This window comes from Microbulbifer halophilus, from assembly GCF_026183675.1.
Lineage (GTDB): Bacteria > Pseudomonadota > Gammaproteobacteria > Pseudomonadales > Cellvibrionaceae > Microbulbifer > Microbulbifer halophilus.
Genome location: NZ_JAPIVK010000028.1, coordinates 39,934 through 65,286 on the forward strand (window position 1 = coordinate 39,934; position 25,353 = coordinate 65,286).

The window sequence follows — 25,353 nt, forward strand, 5'->3', positions numbered from 1 at the left end:
CCTCGCTCCCCTCTCCCACTGGGAGAGGGGTTGGGGGAGAGGGAAGAGGAGGGGGCACCATCGGCCACCCTCTCCCCCGGCCCCACTGATTTGCGCCATCCCTGGCGCTCACCCGCTCCGCGGGCGCCTGCGGCGTCCAAATCAGCGGTCCTGCCGATTTGTCCCGAGGGGAGAGGGGAGCTTATGAAATCAGCTTTGTGCATGCCATATTTATCAGAGGACATCACTCCAATCCTCCTTCGCTGGGCGGCGCGCCGCGCCGCCAGAAGACTTCGGTTTCAATCGTCAATTCGTAGTCGCCGTAGTCGCGCGCCCATTCGTCTGCAATCTGCGCCTTGATCGCCTGCAGCCGCCGCTCTACCAGAGCCGGCTCCTCGTTTTCCGCCAAGTAGGACAGGCGCAGCACCGAGGGCGCCTCGCTCAGTTTTTCCAGCAGCAGTTCAGTGCGCGAATGCCACTGCGGGCGCAGTTCGGTGGTCTGCGGTTCGAACACGGCCTCGGCCATATCCAGGCGCACCACGCGGTGCAGGCTGGTGCCGAAGTTCACCTTGATCGCCTTACCGCGGGTGGCGCGCACCACGCGCGGGTTTTCGCTGGTGAGGCGGTAGCCGCTGGGCAGGCTGCGGTCGTCCAGCTTCATGATGAAGTTGGAACCGCGATCCTGGTTCGGCACTACCGCACAGGTGATATGGAAACGGCCGTGAGCATCGGTGGTGGCATTGAGGCCGGTGGCGGTCACCACCCGCGCGCCCGGTACGCCGCCCTCGCCATCGTCCTGGTAGCCGTTCATGTTTTTATCGTCGTAGACCTTGCCGATCACATCGGAACAGTCGAAAGTCGGATCCGGCACCACGCGCACCGTGGCCGAGGCCTCGCCGGACGCCTGCTGGCCGGAGAGCTGGTTATACATACGCGCCCGGTTCACATACTTGCCTTCACCGACACCGGAACCAACCACCAGCAGCATTTTCACCGTGCGGGTCTGGTCCGGTTCCACGTCCAGATTCGACCAGCTCATCTGCAGACCATTGATTTCCGGCTCCATCGCCACGCCGTCCACCTGCGCGGAACCGGCAACGTATTTGAAACCTGCCGGGAAGAAATCCATCAGGCGCAGATCGCGCATGGGCACGCCCAGCGTATTGCTGAAGGTGATGGTGTAGGGCACCAGTTGGCTGCGGGTGACGTTCAGCAGCGCCGCGGTCTTGGTGATCGACAGGGCACCATCCAACTGCGGGTCCACCGGAATATGGTTGTTGAACAGCTGGCTCTCGCCGGGGATCAGGTCGTCGTCCAGCCGCAGGCGCAGGTAGTAATCCGTAGCCCCGCTGCGAGCGTCGATATCGATACCCGGCGCCTGTGCGGAAAGCTGCACTTCACAGTGATCCGGCGTAGCGCCGATCAGGTCGTCGGTACCGCCCAGGCAGGCGCCCACATCGAAACCGGCCGTTTCCACATTGGTCTGCGGCGGAATGATCTGCGATTCGCCGGCGATGTAATCCTCGCCCGACATCTGTACCCGGATCAGGTAGTCACTGTTCGCCGCACAGGCCCCTTCGCTGAAGTTGATATCGAACTTGTAGTAGCCGCCGGCCCGGGTCACCTGACCCTGCTGCTTCCGATCGTCAAAGCAGCGGTCCGGCAGCTCCTGGCCGCTGGAGGCGCTCAGCATGGTCACCGTGGCACCGGACACCGGCTGGCGCTGCACCGAATCGTAGATCGCGCCGTTGGGCGCAATCGGCAGGTTCAGGTTCTGCGGGTTGGAACCGGAGCCGACGAAGATCTCGGTGATCTGTTGCGGGCCGTCGGTGAAGTCCGAGCTGGTATTACCCAGGGATGCGGTATTTTCACCGGCATTGGGCGCGGCATAACGCAATTCGTAGCCGGCGCCGCTTCCCGCACCGTTGGGCACCAGGCCACCGAACTGGAAGAGGCCGTTTTCATCACTCTGCGCGCTTTCCAACAGCGCGCCATCGAAATACAGCTCCACGTTCCAGTTCTGCAACAGGCGCTCCTCGCCATCCAGCACGCCGTTGAAGTTCACATCGTGCCAGAGCGCACCGGCCAGGTTGGCAATACCCGGGGTACCGCCCACGTCGATGGAGACGCTGGCCTCATTGCTGGAGGCCGGATCGTTCCACTGCACCTCCGCGATATTGGTGATCGTAAAGCCGATCTCCATGGCGCTGCCGATGGTGGCCCGGAAGCGCAGGGTGGCGCTGTCACCAGCGGCGAGTTCCGTCTGGTTCGCGGTGATTACCGAACCGGTTACGGAAACGCCGGCCGCCTGCCCGTTCAACTGCGCGGAGCCATCCACATAGGTGAGCACGCCGTCGCCGGCCAGCAACAAGTCATCGCTGATCACCACATCGGTGGCCGGCACGGCACCGATATTGGTAACGCGCACCAGGTATTCCAGTGTCGCGCCCGGCAGGGCCGCACCGCCGCCGACAACCGCCACTTCCTTGGCGATGGAAAGTTGCTGGGCATCGCCCACCACAATTTCCGTGGGCTGGGCACCGTTGGAGGGATTGCCGTCCGCATCGGTGAGGGTCAGCGGCAGTTCATCCGCGCTCACCTCACCCTGGTTGCTGATCACCGTGCCGGTGGCCGTTCCCGCATCCACGCGCACATCGAATGTCACCGTGGCAGTTTCCGTGGAAGCCACGGTACCGGAGCCAGCGCCCTGGGTATTCACCGCGAGGCCCGCAGTCAACGCGGAATCCCCACCGCTGTCCGCCACCGCGCTGCCGTTCAGGGTGGTGGTACCGGCCACATAGGTGGTATCCGCCGGCACCAGGTCCGTCAGCTCCACATTGGTGGCGTCCACACCGCCCATATTGCGGATGGTAATGGTGTAGCGCAGCACATCTTCCGGATCGACGATGCCCGGAGACAGATTGTCTTCGGCAATGGCCACCGTCTTGCCCACCAACAGCAGCGGTACATCGCCGACGATGTCGATAGTGGGATCGTCCACTTCGCTGGTGGCGGGATCGTCCGAGGCTTTCTCCTCGAAGGGACCGGAACCCGCACCAGCGCCGTTGACGAAGCCCTGGTTGGAAATAATGGTGCCGTCACTCACATCGTTGATGGTGACATCGAAGGTAACCAGTACCGGTTCGATACCCTCGCCCGCGGCCACGAAACCTTCTTCCTCACCGGCAGTGTTGATGGCAAGGCCGGCGGACAGCGGCGAAGCACCACCGTCGGATATCTCCGCGCCGTTCAGGGTGGTGGAACCGGCAACATAAGTGGTGTTGGCGGGCACCTGGTCGCGCAGGATGGCATCGACAATATTTTCATCGCCGGTGTTTTCCACGCTCAGGGTGTAGCGCAGGGTGTCACCGGCCATCAGCAGGTCGGGGTCGTCGGTGATGTCTTCCGAGGTTTTTTCTACCAGCAGGTCTGGGGCGGATTCGATCAGAATCCGAGTGGGGTCTTCATCGCCCTCCACTTCGGGATCTTCCGCACCATTGATATTGGGATCGTCACTGATACCCAGGATCTGCCCGTAGGCGATGACTTCCGACTGGTTCAGCACTTCGGTTCCGTCGTTAATCGCCTCTGCCAACTGCACTTCAAAAGCCACGGTGACACTGTCGCCGGACTCGCCCTGGGGCGAGAGACTCAGGTTGCCGACATTCACCCAGCCCGTGCCGGCGGCACCGCCGCTGGCATCGCTGTTGTCGCTGGCACCGGCCGGCAGAGTGGCACCGTCGATAGTCAGCGTGCCCGCTTCAAAAACCTGCTGGTTATTGAGCACGCCCAGCTCGTCTTCGATGGAGAACTCCGCCAGCGGAACCTCGCTGACATTGTTAACCGTAACCTCATAGCGCAGCGTGTCGCCGGGGCTGGCATCAACGCCCGGGTTCTGCCCGGTGGTGACATTGATCGCCTCTTTCAGTACCTGCAGAGTGGCGCTCTCGGTGACCAGTTCGTGGTTGTCCTCGTGGTCCAGAATATCCGGCGTGCCGTTGGTGGGCTGCGCGCCGTATTCGCGGCGATTCTCGCTGTCTTCGCCCTGGCTGAACCACTGGGCCGCCGCCACGTTGGCCAGCGTCTGGTCACCGGCGGTGTCCTCATCCAGCCATGCCCGGTATTCAACGATCAGGTGCTGGGCGGGCTCCAGCTCGACGCCGGTGGTTTGCAGGGTGAGGGTGCAATCGGCATAGCTGGGCTGGTAGTCCGTACCTTCGACCAGCTCCCGCACCAGAGTGCTGCCATCGTCCGCAACAATCCGGACGGCGTCGATCTCCGGTTCGGTAGCGCACATGCCGCCCTGCTCCACGTCCGGCAGAACATCGACAACGGCAATATCCCACGCCGAGCTGTCGCCCACGCTTTCAATATCCAGCGTAAACTCGCCCGCGAGTTCGGCATGCAGAACATCCGGGCCGGATTTCACCAGAGTGAGATCGGGCTCGACGAGGGTCATGTCTGGCGAGGTATCGGCCAGCGCGCTCTCGTCGCCTTCAAAAGTGCTGAAGGTGTAGCTGGCGGTATTGTTAAAGGTCAACCCGGCAACATTGGTTTCGGTGTCGAGCAGTTCCACCACCAACTCAATTTCGATCTGCTCCCCGGCCGGGATGTCGATGCCATCGGTGGTATCGGCGATTTCCACCTGGCTGCCGCTACCGATGTTTTCCGGTGTCCAGTCGCCCGAACCGCTAATCTTGTCCACGGCGACAAAGCCCAGATCCGCCGCCGAGGTGGACAGGTCGTCGATAATCCGCACATCGTAGAGGGCGGTATCGGCGGGTGTTGCGGGCACCGTAATGCGGTAGGCGAACGGCTCGCCGATGGCCGCTTCGGGCTGGGTAATATCCTTGGATAGTGCTTCCGGCAGTGGTGTGGTCAGGGTGGCGCTTACCGGCTCTTCAAAGCTATAGGGCTGGCGCTCATCCGGCTGGCCGTTGGCTGGCACCTCGTCGTTATCGAAGGAGTAGTAGACCGGCAGAGTCACGCTGTTTTCTATTTCAAGCCCCGCACCCAGGCTGTCATCACCATCGACGGTGTAGACTAGGCGCAGGGTATCGCCCGCCGGAATCGTGTAGACATCGTTGTCGTCCAAGTCCCACAGGGCGATACCGGTGGCGGCATCATAGTTGGGCTGGCGCACCGGCAGCGGGCCGTTATTGAGCAGCTCGATGCTCTGGGTGGTCGCGCCACCGCTGTTACGCATTCCCTCCGGCAGCAGATCCCGGATCTGCAGGTCATAGGCCGGCGCCGGGCCGTTGTTGACAATATCCACGGTGAAGGTGGCCTGCTCGCCCACCGTGATTTCGCCGTCGTTTCCATCTGCGGTGGTCACGCTCACACTGCTGATGTCGAGCAGCGGCTGCAGCACGTCCAGGCTGTCCTGCGCTGGCAGCGTATCGGCTGGCCCGGAAGGCAGGTCGTAATCCAGTGTCGCGTTATTTCCCAGGGTCTGGGTGGTGGGCTCCTGAGAAAGCACACTGCCGTTCTCCACCCGCGCTTCATAGACGATTACCAGTTTGTCACTAGCGGCATCGGCCGGGTTGGTAACATTGCCCAGCTCGAAGGTTACTTCGGAGCCGTTTACATTCGTATTGTTCACCACGGTGGCGGTTTCATCGCTACCGAAGAAATCGGCGCTGACCACCTCTTCAAACACCAGCCCGGTAGGCAGGGTGTCGGAGACCACCAGATTCGGGTAGGTACCATTCTGCAACGTCAGAGTCAGAGCAAAGTGCGCCCGGTCCCCTACCCGCAGGGTACCGTTACCGCCGAAGGTGTCATCCACCAGCGCTTTGTCGAAGGTGGTGTTGTCCGACACCATCACCTCGACGCGGGCTTCTTCGGTCACGTAATCGTTGTATTCCGGGGTTTCGCTGCCGTCACGCTCATGGTCCGGGTTGGCGGGAGTACCCGGCAGGCCGGTCCAGGTTGCCTGGGCGCTGTTTCCGAGGGTCTGGCCGGGGCTGACGGTGTCCTGGACTTCCACCTGGTAATCCAGGGTCTGGCTGGTACCCACGGCCAAATCGCTAACCGTCCACTCCAGGGTCTGGCCGTTGGTCGGATCGCCGCTGATTGTCGGCTCGCCAATACTGGCACTGGAGCTATTGGAGACATATTCCAGGCCCGGGTCCAGCGTATCGGTGATAACCAGATCATGGGCCTGGGCGGAATCGGCATTGCCCGATTCCGTGATCGTCAGGCGGTAATCTAGCGCCGAGCCGGCGCTGATATCGGCGGGCTGGTTGACGACCGACTTGTCCAGTGCCAATTGCGGCTCAGTGATGGTCAGTGGATCGCTGGCCGCACTGGTATGAGTGTTGCCACCGGTGCTGTAGCTGGCCTGGTTAATCACACTGTCGCCGGCGTTGCTGTCGGCATTATTGACCACACGCAGGGTCAATTCCACCAACGCTTCTTCGCCGGCTTGCAGGGTGCCGAGGTCGAAGCTCAAGCTGCTATCGGTGCCGTTATTGACAAGATCACCGGCGGTGCCGCCGTCAATACTCAAGGAGGCACCGATAAAAGCAAATTGGCCTGCCAGATCGTCGGTAAGCACTACATCGGCGCGGGCTATATTGTCCGCCGGGATCTCGATGCTATAGCGCACCTCTTCACCGATAGTGGCGGTATTGGCAGTCAACAGGGTTTTGACCGGCAGAGGCGCATCGCTGAGCGGGTTCTGCATCCAGACTTCCGCCACGGTGTCATCCGTGTACTGCTGACCATCTTCCCCAGGCAGCGACCAGTAGCTATCCAGGCTGGCGCTGTTGTGGAATATCTCGCTGGTGGTGACATCGGCGTGGAAGCCGACACTGTAATCCACCGTCAGGCACTGATCGGGCAACAACGGTTCGCTGTCGTTCAGGGTCAGGGCAAAGTTGCCACCATTGTCTGGCTGGCCGCTGTAACTGAAATCCGTGGTTACAGTGCCGCCGACCTCCACGGTGAAGGCGCTGGCATCGGCCAGGGCACTTTCATCCAACTGAGTGGCCAGGGTGTCGGAGAGCTGGACGTTGTAGGCCGGTGCGTCACCCTCGTTACAGGTTTGCAGACGGAACTGCATGGTGTCGGTAGCCAGTACTACCTGATAGGGATCTGTTTGAGTACCAGCACCAGTACGACCACTGGCTGTGTCGGTTTTTTCCAGAGCGGTGAGGACTGGCTGATTGACGGTAATGCCGACCGGGCCCGCGGTTTCCGGCGCCTGAGCGTTGCCGCTGAGGCTGTACTCCAGCGTCGCGGTGTTATCCAGCGGCCCCAGGGTATCCACATGATCGAGCACATCGACTACCACCTCGGCGCGGTAAACGATGACGAAATCATCGGGGGAGCCGTCATCATCCGTGTTGTCGATATCACCCAAGTTGAAGGTCAGGGTCTGGCCGCCGCTGGCATCCCCCGCGAGCGTCGGGTCGGATACCGCTGAATGATCAAAGTCACCAGCCGGATCAAAGGGGGCGGTAGTGTCGCCATTCACCGAAACAATTTGATCGAATGCCAATCCTGCCGGTAACACATCGGTGAGAGTGACCGCTTCGGTGAGGTTTTCATTGAGCGTCAGGGTGAGCTGATAGTCCACGGTGTCGCCCACCCGCAGCCGGGCGTCGACGTTATCGCTGCCGTCATCAACCCAGGAATCACTGTCGAAAACCTTGGCGATCGCCGTGTCGTTGGAGGCTTCATCGGTCTCCACAGTGGCGCTGACACAGTAGTCATCCGGGTCGGTGAAATTCGGGCAGCCGTCGCCAGTACGCTCGTAGTCACTGTTGTGATCCACATCGTCCTGCAGCGAGGTCCAATCCACATTGGCGGTGTTGGTAAAGGTACCGTCGGGGTTGGTAACTACTGCCCGGTAGGTCAGCACCAGGGTCTGGCCGGGTTCAATATCCAGGCTGCCGTCGCCTGCCGGAATGTCGGTGGTATTGTCACGTCCCCAGGTAAGCACACCGGCGCCGACGTCGTCAGGGGTCGCGTCGAATCCGGAGGTGTCGGTGATACCGCTGATGGTGGGCGTAAAGCTGCTGTCCAGCTCCAGGCCGGCGTCCATGTGATCAACGATATTGACGTCGTAGGCGGTGGCATCGCCGGTGTTTTCCAGGCTCAGGGTGTATTCAAGCACCGACCCGGCGGTGAGCTGGCCGCTTCCTACCTGCTCAACCGCCTTGTTCGGAACCAGATCGGATTCGGTAACGGAAATGGTGGAAGTGCCGTCATTGATCGTAGCGGCCGCCGTACCGGTCTGGCCATCGGTGTAATCCACCGTGGCCCCGTTTTCCAGGGTGCTATTGCCGTCATTACCGCCATTGGTGTTCAGATCATTGTTGATGCGCGCGTAATAGGTGATGACGATTTGCGGGACCACCGAGCCTGCCGTGGGCAGATCGTTTTCGGTCTCGGTGATTACGGTGCCGATATCCCATTCCACGGTGCCGCTTTCACCATGCGCCGGGACGGCATCAAAAGCGGCTTCCTCAGGGGGATCGTCGTTAATGGTGTCGATACCGGTAAAGGTATAGCTGACGTCATAATATTCATCGCGGGCGAGCAGGTAGCTCACCGAACCGCTGTCGAGCTGGTCCGCCACTTGCAGATTTTGCGTGGTGCCTTCCGGCAGATCGATAACCAATTCGAACTGTTTATGGGCGCCGATTTCCGGGGCCAGCGCCGGGGTCAGGTCGTTCTTGGTCAGCGTCAGGCCACGGATTTCCCCGTCCACTTCATTGGAGGTGGCCACATAGTCGTTGGGCGCGGTGTGACTGTTGTCCAGGGAGCCGATACGCATACCGTCCGGGTCGCCATCGGCACCAATGCTGTTACGGCGATTGAGCGCAGTTTGCGCATTTGGCAGCGAAGTCCAGTCTGCCACTAGGCTATTGCTCAGCTGGGTATGGGGCTGAATCTCGGTATCGACACTCGCCCTGAAAGTGAACTCGCGGCTGGCGCCGGCAGCCAGCGGGTTGTTAGCGGTATTGTCGGTACGCTCGCCCCAGATAAAGATAGGCGCTTTCGGATCGCTATAATCCACGGAATCCGGAGCACCGGCACCGGCTTCGCTGTCGGCCACATACGTCAGGGCCGGGTGCAGGGTATCCAGCACGCGCAGGTTGTAGGCGGCGGCGCTGCCACTGTTGGTGAGGCTCACAGTGATGGTGATTTCATCACCGGCATCCGGGGTGCTGGTATCGGCCGCGGAGATATCCCAGTCTTTGGTGAAGGCGGTAATCTCAGGTTCGGTGACTTCCACATCTACTTCACCGTAGGCCACGGTACGTTCGGTACCACTCGCCTCTTGCCAGTACAATTTACTGCCGTTGGTGAGATCGGTGTCGTTGCTGCCACCGCCGTTGGTAAGGGGCTCACCATCGTTATTGCCGGCGCTGTTGTCCACGCCAGCAACAAAGGTGAGCGGGAAAATGAAATGAGTATCCCCCGGGGTGGCATTCTCCACCGATACATTGCCGAAATTCCAGGTCACCTGAGAGTCCGTACAGGTGATACCGCCATTGGCAATGGAAATTGGCGGAACCTCGCCAACTATGTCCCCATTGGCATCAATGCGTTTGAAGCCCGCTCCGTCCCAGGGAGGTTGGCTCAAATCCACATCTGCCGCATCACTACAGCTCAGTCCCGCGGGCAGATTGTCCACCACTTGCAGATTGCGTAACTGTGCCACCGGCAGGCGGGCGGTAAGCTGATACTGAACTTCCTCGCCGATAACCACTTCCGGAGAGTTATCCAAATTCAACGAAGTGTTAATAACCTCTTTGGGCTCAGCCTGCGGCTGGATCAGGGTCAGTGTGACTTGGTCATCGACATTCTGGTCATCCGTATCCGGGTAAATCCGTGCTCCACCAACATCCCCATTGCCCGGGGTCTCCACGGTCTGGTTACCATGCTCGTTGGTGCTGCCCGCCAACGAATCATAGGTATCGATAGTCACATTATTGACGATCACCTGGTTCGGTTGCAGGCGCTCATCCGGATTGATCTCGTAGAACAGGGAGACACTGTCACCGTTGTCGATACGACGCAGACCAGTTTCATCCACACCCACCTCGTGGGAGAAAGTCAGCACTGGCGGCGTGCTGTTATTCAGGACATTGTCGCTAATGGCAGAAAACGAGTTCGCTGCATCACCCTGAACCTCGTCGCCTTCGTCGACCTGTCCATCACCATCGTTATCGAGTCCGTCTTCATTAAACGGGATCACTTTAATCAGGTCGGTAGGCACCTGGGTGTCAATGGTATCAGTCACTACCAGGTCATAGGCAGGAGCGCGGGGCTGGCCGTTGTCGTTGTTGGCATCACAGCTGGGCGCCGGGCTGTCGGAATTCTGTATATCGCCATTACACACGAACAGGCGGAAAACATAATTGTGCGAGGTATCGGCAGCGCCGATATCAGTCTGCCAACCAGAGGAACAGGTACCGCCGCCACTTCCATCAGCGGAAAAGTTACCCTTATCACAAACCAGCTTGGCAACTTCCACTTTGGGCTCGGTGAGCATGACGTCGGTGCGGCGGATGCGCTCCCAGGGGTAACCGACAATAGTGCCGTCGAAGTCAAAGTATTCGTCTTCGCCGGTATTTTCGTTGTGGTAGGCCGCCTCGAAACTGGAATTCACAATATTATTGCGGTCGGCACCATGCTCATTGGGGTCGTTGCGATCATTTTCCGCTTTGTTCTGAACCCTAGTCGTGGCGTTGACATGGAACCACTGGTCGATGGTGATGATGTAATCATTACCTCCATCGCCACCGGGTTGACTACCGGTAAACTCCCAGCCGAAGAGCCCCTCTTCCAGGGGGGTCCTAGTCGGCTGATTCGGTTCCGGGGTGGCACCTTCGATTTGCGGGGTCACCTGTGGCTCGGTATTGGAGATATAAGCCAGGCCATCCTGCACCTGATCCTGCACCAGAACGTCGCGCACACCAATAAAAGAAAAGCCGCGTGACTCAAAGCCAAACCAACCGCCGGTCTGGATACGATTGGTACATTCCTCGCCAATTTGTACCCGCTCGCGCTCCTTGCGAGCGATGTTGGGGTTGTCATCCGACATTTCGCTGTCGGGCAAGGCCGGAATCAATGCTGCCGGGTTGTCTTCGTTGCATTCACCCAGCGTGGGGATTGCCCCATGCATGGCTGCGGTATCACCGCCCGTCTCACTCCATGCCACCTGATCCTTCATCAGGTTAAAGCCAATCCCCCGTGACCAATGCGCATCCAGGGAGTACAGATTTCCGCGATCCACTTCACCGTCACTACGGGCATTGTTCTGGTTGGTATTACCCGGCTGCGGGAACCACTGCGGATGATGGTTGGTGATGGCTGTTGCCGTGTTGGTGGTGGAAAAGCTCTGCACCACCCGGTTGTTGGTATTGCCGCCGCTGTGACTCATATCCACAGTGGGGTCAGCCAGTGCCAGGTCATCCACGGTCCAGATTTCACCGATGGCATCGGCACGGAAGGTCACGTCGTCCTCCAGAATCGCCCCGGAATCCTCATCCTTTCTGACTTCGAAGTGGAACTCCACGGCCTCACCGGGACCGGGGGCCAGCACCCGATTCAGCGGGTCAGCGTGGTTCGGATAACAACGGTAAACCGTCGCATAAGGGCTGGAGGGGAGTGGCAAGTGCAGCTGGTCCGGATCCCCCGGCGGGTTCACCACCCAGGCGGTGTAGGGCGTCGGCTGCGGCACCAGGTCGTTGCTCATGCCGGCAATATCGCACTGCCAATTACCATTCTGCGGCGCCACCGAAGTCACTTCCAGCGTGGGGCCAAAACTGATAAAGACATTTGCGTCACGGGCATTGACGCCACCATTGTTGGTGGCACGCACGCGCAGCGGCGTGGTTTGATCCGGGTCGTTGGTGACGATAAAGGATTCATCAAGAACCTCGACATCCAGATCCTCGGGATCAAAATCAATCGTTGCGCCGGTGTCGTCGGCGGTACTCGTGCCGTTATTGGTCAGGCTGTAGCTCTGGATGACCTGGGCATCACAGAGTGTCTTGAACTGGACTTCCAGAATATTTTCCAAGGCGCCCAGTGCGGGCGGGTCAGTAGGCTCGGGGCGTTGATACAGTTCAATACCGGGCTCTTCGGTGACCACATCCAGATCGGCGGCGAGGTCAAAATGCTCGGGGTTCTTGTAGATAATCGCAAAGCGGAGCACCACCACATCGCCGTGGCGCATCAGGTCTCGGTAACTACCATCAGAAGACGGGGCGTTAGCGTCTGGATAATCGGTGGTGCTGAACAGCTTGAATTCCGGCGCCGTGTTATTCAGGTAATCGGTGAAATTGTTGGTATCCACCGTATCGACACCACCGGCCGGGTTGACCCACTCCAGGCCATCCACTTGCCCCGCATAACTCCCATAAAGAGAACCATCGGCATAACCGCTGCTGCCTTCGGGGCGCAGTAATTGCGGCGCATAGCTGGGGTCGAGCACATAACCTTCAGGCAGCTCATCGCGCAGATGGTAATCCATGCTGCCATCAAACCAGACGGTGCCGCCACTCTGGTTGGACAGGGTAATGGTCATCAGGCCACGCATGCCCACGGTGGCGCTGCCGTCGATGCCGGTGAGCGTGCGCTCCACCTGCAACGCATCCGGGCCACCGCCCACCGAACCCTGGCCGTAGTAAGTGCGAACTTCGCCGGTATCATTAAGCCCCAAGTCAATGCCCCCCGGCGGGGTCTGCACCGCACAGCCAAATTGCACATCGTTGAAGGTATTGATCAGCGGCGTGCCATTGCTGCAGGAGGCATTGCCCTGCAGCTTGCCGACCAGATAGAGGCTGATGGTGCCGCCCTGAGCAATATCGATGGTGCCGTTGGACGAGCCCGGCGTTTGCGCTTCCACCGTGGCCGCATAAGGCGCAGGAATATCATTGCCATCACCGAAGGGCGGCACCACATCCCAATTGTTCAGCACCGTGCCGGTGAAGTTATCGGTGGAAACACAACTGGAGCCGCTCGGCAAGGCACCATTATTATCCGCTACATCATTGGCGGAGGCGGCATCGGGGCAGACGAAATTTTCATTGAGCACATCGGCGCGGGACAGTACATCATCGATGCGCAAATCCTGCAGCGGTGCATCGCCGGTGTTTTCCAGTTGCAGACGCCAGACGATGTCATCGTCGTTGTGGCCGTAAATGGTATCGCTAAGGGTGTTTTCGCGCTGGCCTGAATCGTAGTTCCAGCCCTGCTTGTCGATTTCCAGACTCGGCTGGAGGATATCGATATTGCCGCTGTCCTGGTTGTTGGGCTGGTCGTAGTTTTGCCAGAAATCGGTGGGCGGGTTATTCGGGTCGCCAGAACACCCCCTACCGCCACCGTCACAGTCGTTGTACCAGCCATCACCCCGCCAGTTGTGGCGTCGGCCGGGAGTGTCACTACAGTTGTCGGCCATATCGTAGTTGATCGTGGCCGTGGCGGAGGGGCTGGTGTTGTAAAGGTCTTCCGGGGTGTTATCGACATCACGGTGCACCGGGATACGCACCACCTCTGTCTGGCCAGGAGCCAGATCACTCATGTTGTTGACGGTAATAATGTTGGTACCACTAACAGTGCCGCCCAGAGGAAGATCTGGCGCGGCTCCAGTATAGAGCTCCAGCCCGTCAGTCAGCTCAATAACCAAGCTGTCGTTATCAAAGTCCAGCGCCGGATCCGGCGAACCATAATCCGGCGAGTTACGACGGCTTTCGGTACAGGACCGCCATTCCCAGTCCCCCCATGGCCAATCACCTACGTATTCTTCGTAACACCAGTTATTTGTCCGGGTTTCATACTCCTCATCCCCGTCCGAGGAATTGGAGCCCTCGTGGTAGGGGTTGGTGATTTCCACTTCCACCCAGCCGTAACCACAGAACTCGCAGTAACTGTTGTTCTCTCCCTCTACCAGCGTGACCAGCGTTGTGGGCGGATCCTGCTCATCGGCCACACACATATTGGTGTAATCGGCCCAGGCCTGTCCGGACACAAGAACCAGCAACGCAACCGGAAGCAACCTTCCCAACGCACCAAGCGGCCCCCTCCCGCAGCCAAGCAGCAAGCCAACAAGCGCATTCTTCAAAGATTTTCGCCCAGTTACTTCAGACATCATCGTTAGTTATCAGCCGCTGTTCTCTTTCAGGATTGCTGCCCGGTGCTCGCGCAGGGGTGCCGCCGGGCAGACACTACCCGGTAGGCGGACTTTAGAGGGGATGGCGTGGACAGGCCGTGAAGCAGGTCTAAATTAGTGGACTGGCAGGGAACTTTTTTGAAGTTTGCCAAGTGGTTCTCAGGGAGAGTTCAGGTGGATTATTAAGAGATGCGCGGCAGCCTGGGAGCTGCTTTCTTGAGCGCTCCTGAGTGGTTGACAACGCTTGACATTCAAACCAAAGCTGGATGTCAGAAACGGTGGCGGTCGACGGCCGCCCCCGGATGGGGCAGCACGGGTTTTACTCTTTTTTGCCTGCGAGCAGGCTTCTACGATGCCCTTTGGCCCGCTTGCCGAGTTGGGGCTCGGCGTTCCCGGCGGGAGCTCCGCGGTCTCGGGTGGTCCGCTTGCCGAGCTGGAGCTCGGCGCACCCAGCACCCTCTCCCCCGGCCCCTCTCCCGGAGGGAGTGGGGCGCAACGACTAGCCGGCGGGGAGGAAGTCGATCGGGTAGAGGATGGTAATGGTCGGGACACCTTCCTTCGCGCCAAAGTTGAAGCGTTCTACCCGCGCGATGATCTTCGCGTTGAGCGTCTGCGAATCCATATCGCTGGACTCTACCTGGGCCAGAGAAACCGAGCCGTCGGGTTCGATGGTGATCTTCAGGACCATCGTGCCCTGCAGGGCCGGGTTCTTGCGCAGCTCGCGGTTGTAGATGCGATACAGTGCGGCCTTGTAGCGGTCGAAGACGATCTGGATCTCTTCGTCGGTGCGGGATGGACCCACGCCGTCGCTGAGCGGCCGGTCTTCGCCGGCAAAGTCGCCCTCGGTGCCGATGGAGCTCTCCACACGTGAGAAGGCGACGCCTTCCATCGACTCGCCGGTGCCGCCCGTGTTGCGGCTGAGCTCGGCGGTGTCGATACCGCCGCTGCTGGCCTCGGCCTCAGCGGTGATAAGCGAGCGCTGGCTCTGGTTGTCCTTCTTGTCGGCAGTGCTGAGCTGTGTCCGCTCGCCCAGGCGATCGTCCAGGTCGTCTTCCATCAGGTCCTGGAAGTTGTCCTTGAAGGCCAGTACGCCGGAGCGCTCGGCTTTCTTGCGCGCCTGTTTCTTCTCGGCCTTGGTGGGCTCGGGTTCTTCCTTGGCGACTTTCTGTTCGGGCTCGGGTTTCTGCTCCTGCTCTTCCTGCTTCTCTTTCTCAGGCTGGGGCTTTTCCGGCTCCGGAGGCGGCTCGGGCTTGGTTTTCTTCTCGATCACCAGTTTGGCCAGGCGCTCGGGAATCTCCACCACTTCGTCTTCGTCCGGTTCCGGCAGGGTCCACTGAGGCACCATGTAGCCCAGAAACAGTGCCATCAACAGCGATGCCACCAGGCAGCGGCGGAAGCGTCGTTCGTCCTCGCCCTGGGTGTGCCAGGGCATCACGGACGGACGGTACTCGCCCTGCTCGATATCGCGGGTCACCTCGAATTCGAACTCCGCCTCTTCCTCGTCGCGGCGGATCTGGTCCGCGCGGGCGTCCAGCTCGAAGATATCGTCCCTGCAGTCCTCGATCTTTTCGACAACACGCCGGCGGCGTCCTTGCAGCAGATCCAGGTTGGCGTTGTAGACACTGACGGTCCGCTCGATACGGTGGATAACCGCTTTGGCCGAATCCTCCCGGTAGTCGTCGGCCCAGAAGAGATCGCCACCGCCCTGCTCTTCCAGCTTGTTGAGACGCTCGGAGATTTCGTCGAGGAGCTGGTGCTTGTTCTCGTCCTTGCGCAGCTCCGCCAGATCGGCTTCGATCTGCTGTCGCTCGCCTTCAAGCACGCGCAAATGCTGGCGAACCTGCTCCAGCTCGCCGCTCAGCGCCTGCTTTTGTTGAAGAAAATTACTCACAAACTTCCACTAACCTTGAGCTGCTTTCTGAATCACCGCCAGCGAAACCTTGGTATAGCCCGCGTCGGTACAACTGGACATCACTTTCTTGAGCAGGCGGAACGGAATGCCCCTGTCCGCGAGAATATTCACTTCCGGCGGCTGCGCAGGCTCGTCTTCGCCTTCAGTGGCAGCGGCGTCTTCCTGCTCTCCTTCCCGGTCGGTCTCGGTCGCCACAATGGCCTTGTCCATCTGCGCGATCATCGCCTCCTTGATGGCGGCGATCACGATCTCCTCGCTGTTGACCACGTCGGCCGTGGCGACCACGGATTCCGATTCCACGAGGATTTCCTCATCGGTCACCATCAGCGTCACCGTCTCCCGCGGCTTGGATTCCGCTACCGAATCCGGCAACGTGATCACCTTCGGCGGTTCCAGCGCTTCATTGCTGGATGTGTTCGTCAACAGGAAGAACACCAGGATGGTGAAAACATCCATCAGCGATGTCAGGTTCATGCCCTGAGTCTTTTTGCGCCTGTGACTCCGGGCCATGCGTTTCATGCGTCGGCTTTGTCGTTTCACGGCGCGTCTCCTATGGAAATATCCGGGAACAGGATTACATGCTCGACCGCTTCCGGGTCCTCCGGGTCGCTGCCCTCTTCGCGCACATCGGCACCGCGCACGGTATCCATGACACCGACCAGGTGCTCGTAGGCGATATTCGGCTCCATCAGCAGCATGGAATCGGTTTTCTCCGGATACTCGCTTTTGATATCGAGCAGGGCCCGGCTCAGTTTCTCCAGATCGTAGACTTCGTCGGTGGGCGGTACGGTCGCGCCATCCGCTTCACCGGCGGTGTCTTCCCGGTCCGCCGCTTGCTCCGCAGTGTCCCCTGCCTCGCCCTGTTCCGCAGTATTCAGGTTGGGGAAGCGGGCAACCACTTTCTCACCGTCACTGATCTCCAGTGCCTCTTTGCGCACCACGACCTCCACCGTCACCGTCGGGTCGTCCGGTGCACCGCCGCCCGCACCGGACGGCATGTTCAGCTCCAGGATGGTGACCCGCGAGAACACGGCGGATACCAGCAGGAAGGGCACCAGCACCACCATCAGGTTGAGGAAGGCGGTAATATCCAGCTCCGGAGTTTCTTTATCTCTCCCTAGGCGCCGTCTTCTCATTACGCTTTTTCCGCCTGCAGGTCTTCTTCGCTCGCGGTCTCTTCACTGTGGCCGTCGGTATCACCTTCGGCGTCGGGCGCTTCGGTCGCGGCGGCATCCCCTTCGGTACGCTCAGCCGGTTCTTCCGATCCGGCGTCGCGGCGGCGGCGGGAGGACATGGAGATGATGTTCAGGGCCTTGACCGACACCATTTCCAGGCTGTCGACGATTTCGCCGGTGAGTGAGTTGAGCAGGGCGTGGATAATCAGCAGCGGAATGCCGGTCATCAGCCCGAAAGCGGTGGTGTTCATCGCCACCGAGATACTGGCGGAAAGCAGGTCCGCTTTCTCGGCGGGGTTGGCGTTGGCCACCGCGGTAAACGCCTCGATCAGGCCCATGATGGTGCCCAGCAGGCCGAGCAGCGTGGCGATGTTGGAAAAGAGCGCGACGTAAGGTGTGCGCTTCTCGAGCTGTGGAACAATTTCCATCATGCTCTCTTCCATCGCGATCTCAATATCCTCACGCCGGCGCACGGCGCCCTGGCGGGCCAGCCCCATGGCGAGAATCTCGCTGGCACCGGACTTGTCCTGCTTGACCAGGTTGCGTGCGCGATCGAAATCACCCGAGTTCAGGACCGGCTCCAGCTTGTCCCAGGTGGCACGGTTGGTGTGGCGCTCGTAGATCAGGCGGATATAGCGCTCCACCGCCACCGCGGCGCCCAGCGCGCCCACCACCAGAATCGGGTACATGAAGGTACCGCCCGTCTGGAAGAACGCGATTACGCTGTTGAAAAAGTCCATTACAAACCCTCTTTAAATAAATACTGCGGTAATTCTGTTGAGTCTTTGCTTTTGTGCTTGCAGCACATCCCGATTCTTGCCGTTTTCCCGATGGGCACGCTGCGCGGGCGCCTTCGGCGTCCAAATCGGCAATCCGGCCGATTTGTGCCCATCCTACAAGCAACCTTTCATTCTTCGGAGAGGCTGAGTTCGTAGAACTCCAGCTCGCGCATGAAAACCTCTTTGTCCAGGGGCTGCAACTTGTCGTCCATCAGGCTGGAGGCCAGGTCGCTTTCCACGCCCACTTCGGAGCTTTTCCAGGGAACAATGTAGAGTGACTTGGGCGCTTCCTTGTTGCCGATAATCGAGATACCGGAGAGTGACTTGACCTCGTCGTCGACTTTCTTCTCCTGCTCCCCGGATTCCTCATCCCGTGCCAGCGAGAGCGGGCCGCCGAGGATAATGGGCAACAGCAAAAGCACTGGGAGTATACCGGTCTGCGGTTTCATCGGCCCGCCCTCCTTTTGAGATCCGCCATCCAGATGGTCACATCTTTGTCTTCTGGTTCCAGTTCCAGGTAGTGCTCGAATTGTGCCAGAGCACACTGCAAATCTTGCAGATAGAGATCACATAAAATCCCAAGATTTTTGATCAGGGGCAAATACTGTGGATGCTCACCCAGTGCACCGGTGTAGAGTTTGCGTGCTTCCTGGAAGCGGCCCTGCTTTCGGTAGAGAACCCCCAGTTCGTTGGTGGCCGACGGATGGTGCGGGTCGCGCTCCAGCGCCTGCCTGAATGCCTCCTCCGCATTTTTCTCATCGCCACTCTTGAAATAGGCGATTCCCAGGTTGACGTAGGGGGCCGGCAGGCGGTTTTCCCGCTCGATTACTTCGTGCAGCAACTCTATTGCCTCCGCGTACTCTTCCGCACTCAGGTGTTCCAGGGAGCGCTGAAAATCCCAGCTTACACTGCCGGATACCTCAACCGAGGAAAAATCTTCAATTTTTCCCGGTTTTGACGGGCCGGAGGCGCAGGAGGCCAATAGCAGTACCAGGGGCACTGCGGCCAGTCTTTTCAGTGTCTTTGCGAATCGAGTCATAAATTATGGTTCGTGCCGTCATTGGGGACCCTCTCCCCCGGCCCCTCTCCCGGCGGGAGAGGGGAGCTTGCTATTAACCCTTGTTGTCAGAGGCGGGCTCTTCTGCGCTGGCCTGTTCCGGTGCCGGTGGCTGCGGAACGATGTTCTGTAGGTACTGGCCGGAGTCCTCTGCCCTGGCATAGCGGGCGGGCATCAGGCCGGCCAGTTTGCCGATGCTCTTTTCAACCCAGTTGTTGTAGACGCCCACTTCCAGCAGTTCGACGTTCTTTTCGTGCACAGAAATGGCTTTCTCTTCGAACGGGTAAATCTGTTCTTCGAGCGCCAGCTCGTACTGCTCCAGCTCCATCGGGCTCAGGTCGGTGGGCCTTTCGGAATCCTGCAGTGCGCGGCTGAAGTGCAGGTAGATCTCCGCCAGGTAGTATGTGGCCGCAGCGGTGACGTCCGCCACCTGGTAGTCGATCAGGTCGGTGTAGGCGCTGACGGCGGCCTGCATACGTGTGCGCTTTCTGTTCATATTCTGCTCGATGGGCGATACCAGGCGGACCTCGGTAAAGGCGTCGAAACGGGGCTCGGCGAGAACCAGTGCCGCGTTGCCGGCCAGGTAGCGGGTGCGGTCGTTGCGTTGCTCGCCACCGCGCAATTCGATCTCAACCATCTGCCGCAGCTCATCCAGATAGCGGCTCCGGTCGCCGCCTTTCTTGTAGATCTCGGCAATCTGCTGCCGCGTCTCCAGCGCCGGCTCCATGGGGCTCGGGAAAAGCTTCACATAGCGGCGCAGTACGCGCAGGGCCTTTTGCTCGTCCTCGGCGGCGCTGTAGAGGTCCGCGGCCTGGGTCAGTGCCTCGCGGCGCACATCGTCGTCCTCGGACTCGCGCTCGATGCGTTCGAATTCCGCGGCGGCGAGCAACAGTTCGCCACTCTCCTGGTAGACCACCGCCAGCTTCTTGGTGACGTCCTTGATCAGCTTGTGTTCGGGGAAATTCTTCCGGAAGCCATTCAGCACCGAGGCCGCCCGGGTCCAGTCCTCCAGCGCGATCAGCGACGCCGCGGCGTCGTACTCCGCCGTGGCCAGCAGCGTGGCCCCCGGTGCGGCCTCGCGAATGCGCAGAAAATGCTCCGCCGCGGCAACGTGGTCTTCCTGCTCTCGCGCCAGGTCACCCTGCTGGTAGATGGAGGCGGCCAGGTTGTCCACCAGTGCGGCGCGGTCCTCCGCGTCCGCGCCGGTCAGCGCCAGCGATTCGCCATAGGCAGACTCCGCCTCGACATAGGCCTCGGTATCAAACGACGCGTGCCCTACCAGCCTCCAGGCAGAACGGCGGATTTCGGTATTCGCCGCGGGGAATTTCTCCAGCAGCAGCCGGCCGTTGTGGATCGTCTGCGGGAAGTCCTTGAGGGTGTACAGATCCTCGACTGCGCCCAGCATCACCTGTCCTGCGTCTTCGTGTTCCGGGAAGGTTTCCGCGAACTGCAGCGACGAGCGGATGACTTCCCGCTGGAAGGGCTTGCGCTCCTCTGCGGCCGCTTCCTTCAGTCGGTTGGCGAGGTTCTCGCGGTAAGCATACACCGCGGCATAGCCCGCCTCGCTGGATTTTTCGTGTGTCGGGTATTCGTAGGCGGTGCGTTCGTATTCCCGAGCAGCGTCGTGAAAATTCCGGTTTTCCAGCATCAGGCCGGCGAGCTGGAAGTTGATTTCCGGCGCCCTGGGCTTGTCGCTGAAGGACTCGAGGTATTTTCGATACCAGTGGATCGCCTCGCGATAGTGCTCCGGCTTCTTGTCCTCGAGTTCCTTGTTCTGGTAGGCCGCGTGGTAGTGACCCGCCAGGTCGATCAGGTTGCTCTGCAGGAAGTCCACTACCTCGCCATAGTCGGCGATATCGAATACGGTCCAGTATTCCGCGTTGAGCGCATAGGTGGTGGCAAAGTCCTTCTTCCCTTCCAGCACCAGCTTCGGGAAGCCGCCCTGCTGGTAGATCTCGATCACGCGGATGGAGAAATCCGCGGAGACCTTGTTCAGCGGGTTGCGGTCCACGAAGACGTTGTAGGCTTCCGCCGCGTCCTGGTAACGGCGCTTGTTCAGGTAGTATTCGCCCAGGTGGCTGTACACCATGTAGGCGTACTGGCGCTTGCCCTTGCGCTGGAAATAGTCGACGACGGATTCCGCCCCGCCGAGGTAGGAGAAACTCAGGCTGATGACGCGGAAGGTGTCGTCGATGTGCTTCCGCTCGACCTTGTTCTCCTGCTGCTCGAAGTCGTACCCCTGGTCGAGTTTGTAGTCGAGCATGGCCATGTAATCGTCCAGCGCCATCTCGTACATTTCCTGCTTGAACAGGGACCAGCCGCGCTTGTAGAGCGCCAGCTCGTAAAAGCTGGATGCCACGCCCATGCCGATGACCTTGCCGTAGGCTTCCTCCGCATCCAGATATTTCTTGCGGGTGAAGTAATATTCCCCCAGGCGGAAATACGCCTCGTCGAGATGGCGCGAGTCGGGGAACTTGGACACCATCTCCCGCAGGACCTCCACGGCTTTTTCGATTTCGCCGGTTTCCTCGTAGGCGCGCGACAGCTGGTACATGACCTGGTCGTTGCGGTCGTAGAGGGGATACTTGGCCAGCAGCTTACGGTAAAGGTTGATGGCTTCGCGCGCATTGGCCGCGAGCATTGCGTCGGGATTGTCACCGGGCGCGGCGACCGGTGTATCGTCTTCGGGAATATCGATACCGGCGGTTGCGCGTGCCTCGAAATCGCTGTCCGATTCCCCGCTATCAGTGGCACCGCCGCTCTTGGCTGCGGCCGCAGGGGTGGCCGCCGGTGCGGCGGACGCCTGCGGCGCCTCCATTCCCGGGCGCTGCCCGGCGTCGGATTCCGAATCGATGGAGACGACAGCCTCGCTGTCCTCTTCACCGGATGAGGCGACAGCACTGTCGACGGTCCTGTCTTCGGCGCGATGTGCCTGCTTGATTTTCAGGTCGGCGATACGGCGTATCGCCTCCGGTGTCAGGTCGGTTTCCGGTGTTTCCTGCAGGTATTTCTGGTAGCTGGCCAGCGCCTTTTCCAGGCTGCCGTCGATATGCTGTTCTCTGATTTCGATATCGACGTCCTGCAGGCTGCCGATGGTCTTGCCGCTGTTGATGGCGCAAGCGTTCAGCAACAGTGCCATGGAGGCCAGGGTGGCGCAGCGCAGGAAAAAACCTCCGGTAGGAGCCTGCTTGCAGGCGAATGGCTTTGCCGCCCCGTTCTTTTCGCCTGCAAAGCCCGCCCCGGACTTGATCCGGGGCAGGCTCCTACGGAGAGTGCCGGTGCTCGGGAGAAGTTTCATTCTTCTCCCTCCCCTTCCGCGGGCGCTTCCAGTTCCGGCGGGTTGTCCTGCGGCAGGGCTTCACCTTCGGTTGCTTCGCTGTCCTGAGAGGACTGCTGCTCGATCAGACGCTGGTCCTCGCGCTGTTCCTGCAGTTCGTTGGCGCGGTCGTAGCTGTCGGCGAGGGCAAAGCGGGCCTTGATCTGGTAGTTCTCCAGTTGCGCGCGGCGGCGCTCCAGTTCGTCGATCGCCAGCTTCTCCAGCATATTGCCCTGGCGCGCCATCAGGGTATCCAGGCGGTCCTGGGTGTTGTTGATCTGTGCGCGCAACCGGTCGATGGTGCCGTTGTAGCCGACGTAGCTGTGCGTCGCCGCCTGACGACTGCGAACATAGCCGTTGTAAACCGTCTGCAACGACTCGATCTCTTCATTGAGTTCCTGCAGATGCTTGTAGGCTTCGGTGAGCCGGTCGTCGTACTCGGTGGCGAGGCGCCAGTTGAGTACGCCTTCGAGGCGGGCGACGCGCGCTTCGGTCTCTTCGCTGTAGTGGCGGGGGCCGCGTTCGAACAGCCGGCGCATGTCCCGTAGCCGCAAGCGCGCCTCCTGTTCATCGGCAGTGGCCAGATACTCGGGCCGGCGGCTCACCAGCATCCGTTCGATACGGCTGGCGAATTTATCGCGCTGCTGGATGCGCAGCTTGATCCGTGCATCCAGTTTGCGGAATTTCCGGTCCAGCTCCGGGAGCAGCGGTTCGTAGTAGGCGCGCCGCTGCCGGATGATGTCCTCGTAGGCATCCAGGCTGTCCAGCCAACTCTCGTTGCGCTCGAACAGGTCGTTCAGGTCACGATAGTTGCGGAGGAATTCCTGGTAATCGTTATTGGCCATCAGGTCCAGCAGGTAGTGGGTCTCCGGTGCTCCCGGGAGGTTGCGCAGGGCGACGACCCAGTTCGTCACCTGGTCCGCCTCTTTGCGGCGCAACGCCTCGAGGAACTTGCCCTTTCGGATGCTCTCAATGGACTCTGTCAGGGTGTCGACCTCGCGCCCGAAAATATCCAGTGCGCGGCCGTAGTTGATCGCGGCCGTGCTGTGTACGTCCAGCTTGCCGTAGGCAAACGGCACCGCCAGCATCACTTCCTGCACCGATTCATTGGTGACCTTGCGCTCCTGCAGCATCTTCCAGGGCACCAGCGCGCGATCGTAGCGGCCGACCCGGGCCTCCACCCAGCCGGCGCCCAGCAGCGCGCGGTTGGAAAAAGGGCCGTCCAGGTTCACGCGGTCGAAATAGGGGCGGGCCATCTCCAGCTTGTCGGCCTCCATCAGGTGGGAGCCGAGCAACAGGTTGGTCTTGTCGTAGAGCGCCTGCATGGCGGGATCGGAGCTGCGGCGTTTGCCCAGCGATGTGAGCTCCAGGATGCCGCGTTCGGACTGTTCGGATTTCAGCAGCGCGATACCCAGATTGTATTCCACAAAGCCGTCGAGGGACTCCTCGCCTTTCAGGTCGTCCAGCAGCTCCACTGCCTCCTCGAAACGCCCCAGTTCCATATAGACCCGCGCGCGCAGGAACTGCTCGTCGGCGCTCACCCGCTCGGGAACCCGACCTTCGATCATCTCCAGCGCGTGCAGGGCCTTGCGCGGCTGCTGCTTGTGGTACTGGATACGGGCCAGCCGATAGGCGGCCTCATTGCGCACCGGCTGCGGTACATTGCCTTTCAGCACCGCCTTGATTGCACGCCCGGCTTCCCGGTGCATGCGGTAGGAGAGCTCGAGATCACCCACCGAGAATTCCGCCTGTCCCAGGTGTGCGGTAAAGGGATCCAGACCCGGTTCGTCCAGGTTGCGGTATTGTTGCAGTTCGGTATCCAGCGAGACGATCGCGTCGAAGTGGTTTTCCTGGTGGGCCTGGTACATGGCCTGGCCGAAAAACAGGTCCTCGAGATTGTCCTGCCCGCTGTCCGCGGCCGCCGCTCCCGGCACGGCGGGCAGGGCGCACAGGGCTGCGGCCAGAGTACGCAGCCGGAGAGCGGCCCGGAAGAGAGAAGAAGCCAGACGGGAGCGCATGGTTACCAGTCCTTGAAGTGGATCGCGGACTCGGTACCGGCTATTTTGATTTCGACGAATTTGGGCCCGACCTTTTTCTCCACCCGGTAGTTGGCAGTGGCCCGGTACTCTTTGCCGGACGAGGACTTGCCGATAAAGCTGACTTCCAGCGGGTGGTCACCGGTCTGTACATTGCCCGTAAAGATTTTCTGCACGCCGCCCTTCTGTAGCGCTTCGATCTCGCGGAAGGTGTAGAGGTGGTGGGCGACGATTTCGTTGTCGAGCTTCAACTCCACCGATTCCAGGTTGAAGGTTTCGGCGTCGGCGGTCGACACGAAAAAAGCGACCTGCGTATTGGATGGAAAGAGCAACTTCTCTTCCAACTGGGTGAGCTCGCCTGTCAGGTCGATCACATCTTTTTTGACGTCCTGGATCTGCTCGTCGAGCCCCCGGATTTCGTCACGGCTTACACTCCCGGTGCTCTGCGCGAGACTGACAGACGCCAGGAACGTAAATAGGGTGATCTGTAGAATTCTGAACATGTTACCTACCTCAACACGACGCCGGAGCTTCCTGTCAGACGCGGAAAATTTGCGCAAGCGGGGGCATCAAGTCAGCGGAATTGTATTGCAATCGGGGCGGGGCCAGATGTGAGGCAGGTCATATCCCGCACAATCCGACCCCTCCAGCGATTACCGGTAAACTTTTAGCAGGGAAGGGATTTCGCGGTGCGGGCTGGCGCAATATGGCATACACAACGACGGCAAAAGGTGAACGCATGCACAAAGGCAAGGGGATTTCTTCTGAACTCTGCATTGCCGTCGCCAGTACTCGGGCCGGAACAGAAGCTGTACTTTGCGAACTGCTTCACAGAGCGGTAGCTACAGGCAGAGGAGAGCCCGAGTGAAAAAATCCTGCAAAAAACCTGCAAAAGACCGGCGGAAAGGAGACTGACGGATATCGGGTAGGAGGCGGGATTACCCCCGCCGTCCTCCCACACCACC

11 protein-coding genes are annotated in these 25,353 nt (G+C 60.2%); all 11 read right to left on the minus strand.

The features are described from left to right. Positions 1-223 precede the first annotated feature (223 nt). The gene (locus OQE62_RS14465) at positions 224-13,972 is read right to left on the minus strand and encodes an isopeptide-forming domain-containing fimbrial protein (protein ID WP_265722755.1); all 13,749 of its coding nucleotides are present in this window, start codon (positions 13,970-13,972) and stop codon (positions 224-226) included. 640 nt (positions 13,973-14,612) lie between these two features. Next, on the minus strand, positions 14,613-16,004 hold the full coding sequence (locus OQE62_RS14470) for an AgmX/PglI C-terminal domain-containing protein (protein WP_265722756.1): 1,392 nt from the start codon (positions 16,002-16,004) through the stop codon (positions 14,613-14,615). A gap of 9 nt (positions 16,005-16,013) precedes the next feature. Then, the gene (locus OQE62_RS14475) at positions 16,014-16,565 is read right to left on the minus strand and encodes an ExbD/TolR family protein (protein ID WP_265722757.1); all 552 of its coding nucleotides are present in this window, start codon (positions 16,563-16,565) and stop codon (positions 16,014-16,016) included. Next, positions 16,562-17,161, minus strand: a complete 600-nt coding sequence (locus OQE62_RS14480; protein ID WP_265722758.1) for an ExbD/TolR family protein — start codon at positions 17,159-17,161, stop codon at positions 16,562-16,564. Before OQE62_RS14480 ends, OQE62_RS14475 begins: the two co-directional genes overlap by 4 nt. Then, positions 17,161-17,940: a MotA/TolQ/ExbB proton channel family protein gene (locus OQE62_RS14485; RefSeq protein WP_265722759.1), complete on the minus strand. Its 780-nt coding sequence runs from the start codon at positions 17,938-17,940 to the stop codon at positions 17,161-17,163. The genes OQE62_RS14480 and OQE62_RS14485 overlap by 1 nt, the downstream gene beginning before the upstream one ends. A 167-nt stretch (positions 17,941-18,107) precedes the next feature. After that, a complete protein-coding gene (locus OQE62_RS14490; RefSeq protein ID WP_265722760.1) occupies positions 18,108-18,428 on the minus strand; it encodes a hypothetical protein in 321 nt (106 codons plus the stop codon). After that, positions 18,425-19,018, minus strand: coding sequence for a tetratricopeptide repeat protein (locus OQE62_RS14495; RefSeq protein WP_265722761.1), 594 nt, complete (start codon positions 19,016-19,018; stop codon positions 18,425-18,427). The genes OQE62_RS14490 and OQE62_RS14495 overlap by 4 nt, the downstream gene beginning before the upstream one ends. Before the next feature lie 73 nt (positions 19,019-19,091). After that, positions 19,092-22,334, minus strand: a complete 3,243-nt coding sequence (locus OQE62_RS14500; RefSeq protein ID WP_265722762.1) for a tetratricopeptide repeat protein — start codon at positions 22,332-22,334, stop codon at positions 19,092-19,094. Further along, positions 22,331-24,370 carry a hypothetical protein gene (locus OQE62_RS14505; protein WP_265722763.1) on the minus strand — a complete coding sequence of 680 codons (2,040 nt, stop codon included), beginning with the start codon at positions 24,368-24,370 and terminating at the stop codon, positions 22,331-22,333. The genes OQE62_RS14500 and OQE62_RS14505 overlap by 4 nt, the downstream gene beginning before the upstream one ends. A gap of 2 nt (positions 24,371-24,372) precedes the next feature. After that, on the minus strand, positions 24,373-24,891 hold the full coding sequence (locus OQE62_RS14510; RefSeq protein ID WP_265722764.1) for a hypothetical protein: 519 nt from the start codon (positions 24,889-24,891) through the stop codon (positions 24,373-24,375). A 164-nt stretch (positions 24,892-25,055) separates the two neighbouring features. Then, a partial coding sequence (locus tag OQE62_RS14515; protein WP_265722765.1) for a hypothetical protein occupies positions 25,056-25,353 on the minus strand: 298 nt, incomplete at its 5' end.

What these genes read in the sequence shown, in the direction of transcription:
- OQE62_RS14480 (WP_265722758.1), bottom strand. Translation starts at nt 17,161, where the DNA reads ATGAGAAGACGGCGCCTAGGGAGAGATAAAGAAACTCCGGAGCTGGAT.
- OQE62_RS14485 (WP_265722759.1), bottom strand. Translation starts at nt 17,940, where the DNA reads ATGGACTTTTTCAACAGCGTAATCGCGTTCTTCCAGACGGGCGGTACC.
- OQE62_RS14490 (WP_265722760.1), bottom strand. Translation starts at nt 18,428, where the DNA reads ATGAAACCGCAGACCGGTATACTCCCAGTGCTTTTGCTGTTGCCCATT.
- OQE62_RS14495 (WP_265722761.1), bottom strand. Translation starts at nt 19,018, where the DNA reads ATGACTCGATTCGCAAAGACACTGAAAAGACTGGCCGCAGTGCCCCTG.
- OQE62_RS14500 (WP_265722762.1), bottom strand. Translation starts at nt 22,334, where the DNA reads ATGAAACTTCTCCCGAGCACCGGCACTCTCCGTAGGAGCCTGCCCCGG.
- OQE62_RS14505 (WP_265722763.1), bottom strand. Translation starts at nt 24,370, where the DNA reads ATGCGCTCCCGTCTGGCTTCTTCTCTCTTCCGGGCCGCTCTCCGGCTG.
- OQE62_RS14510 (WP_265722764.1), bottom strand. Translation starts at nt 24,891, where the DNA reads ATGTTCAGAATTCTACAGATCACCCTATTTACGTTCCTGGCGTCTGTC.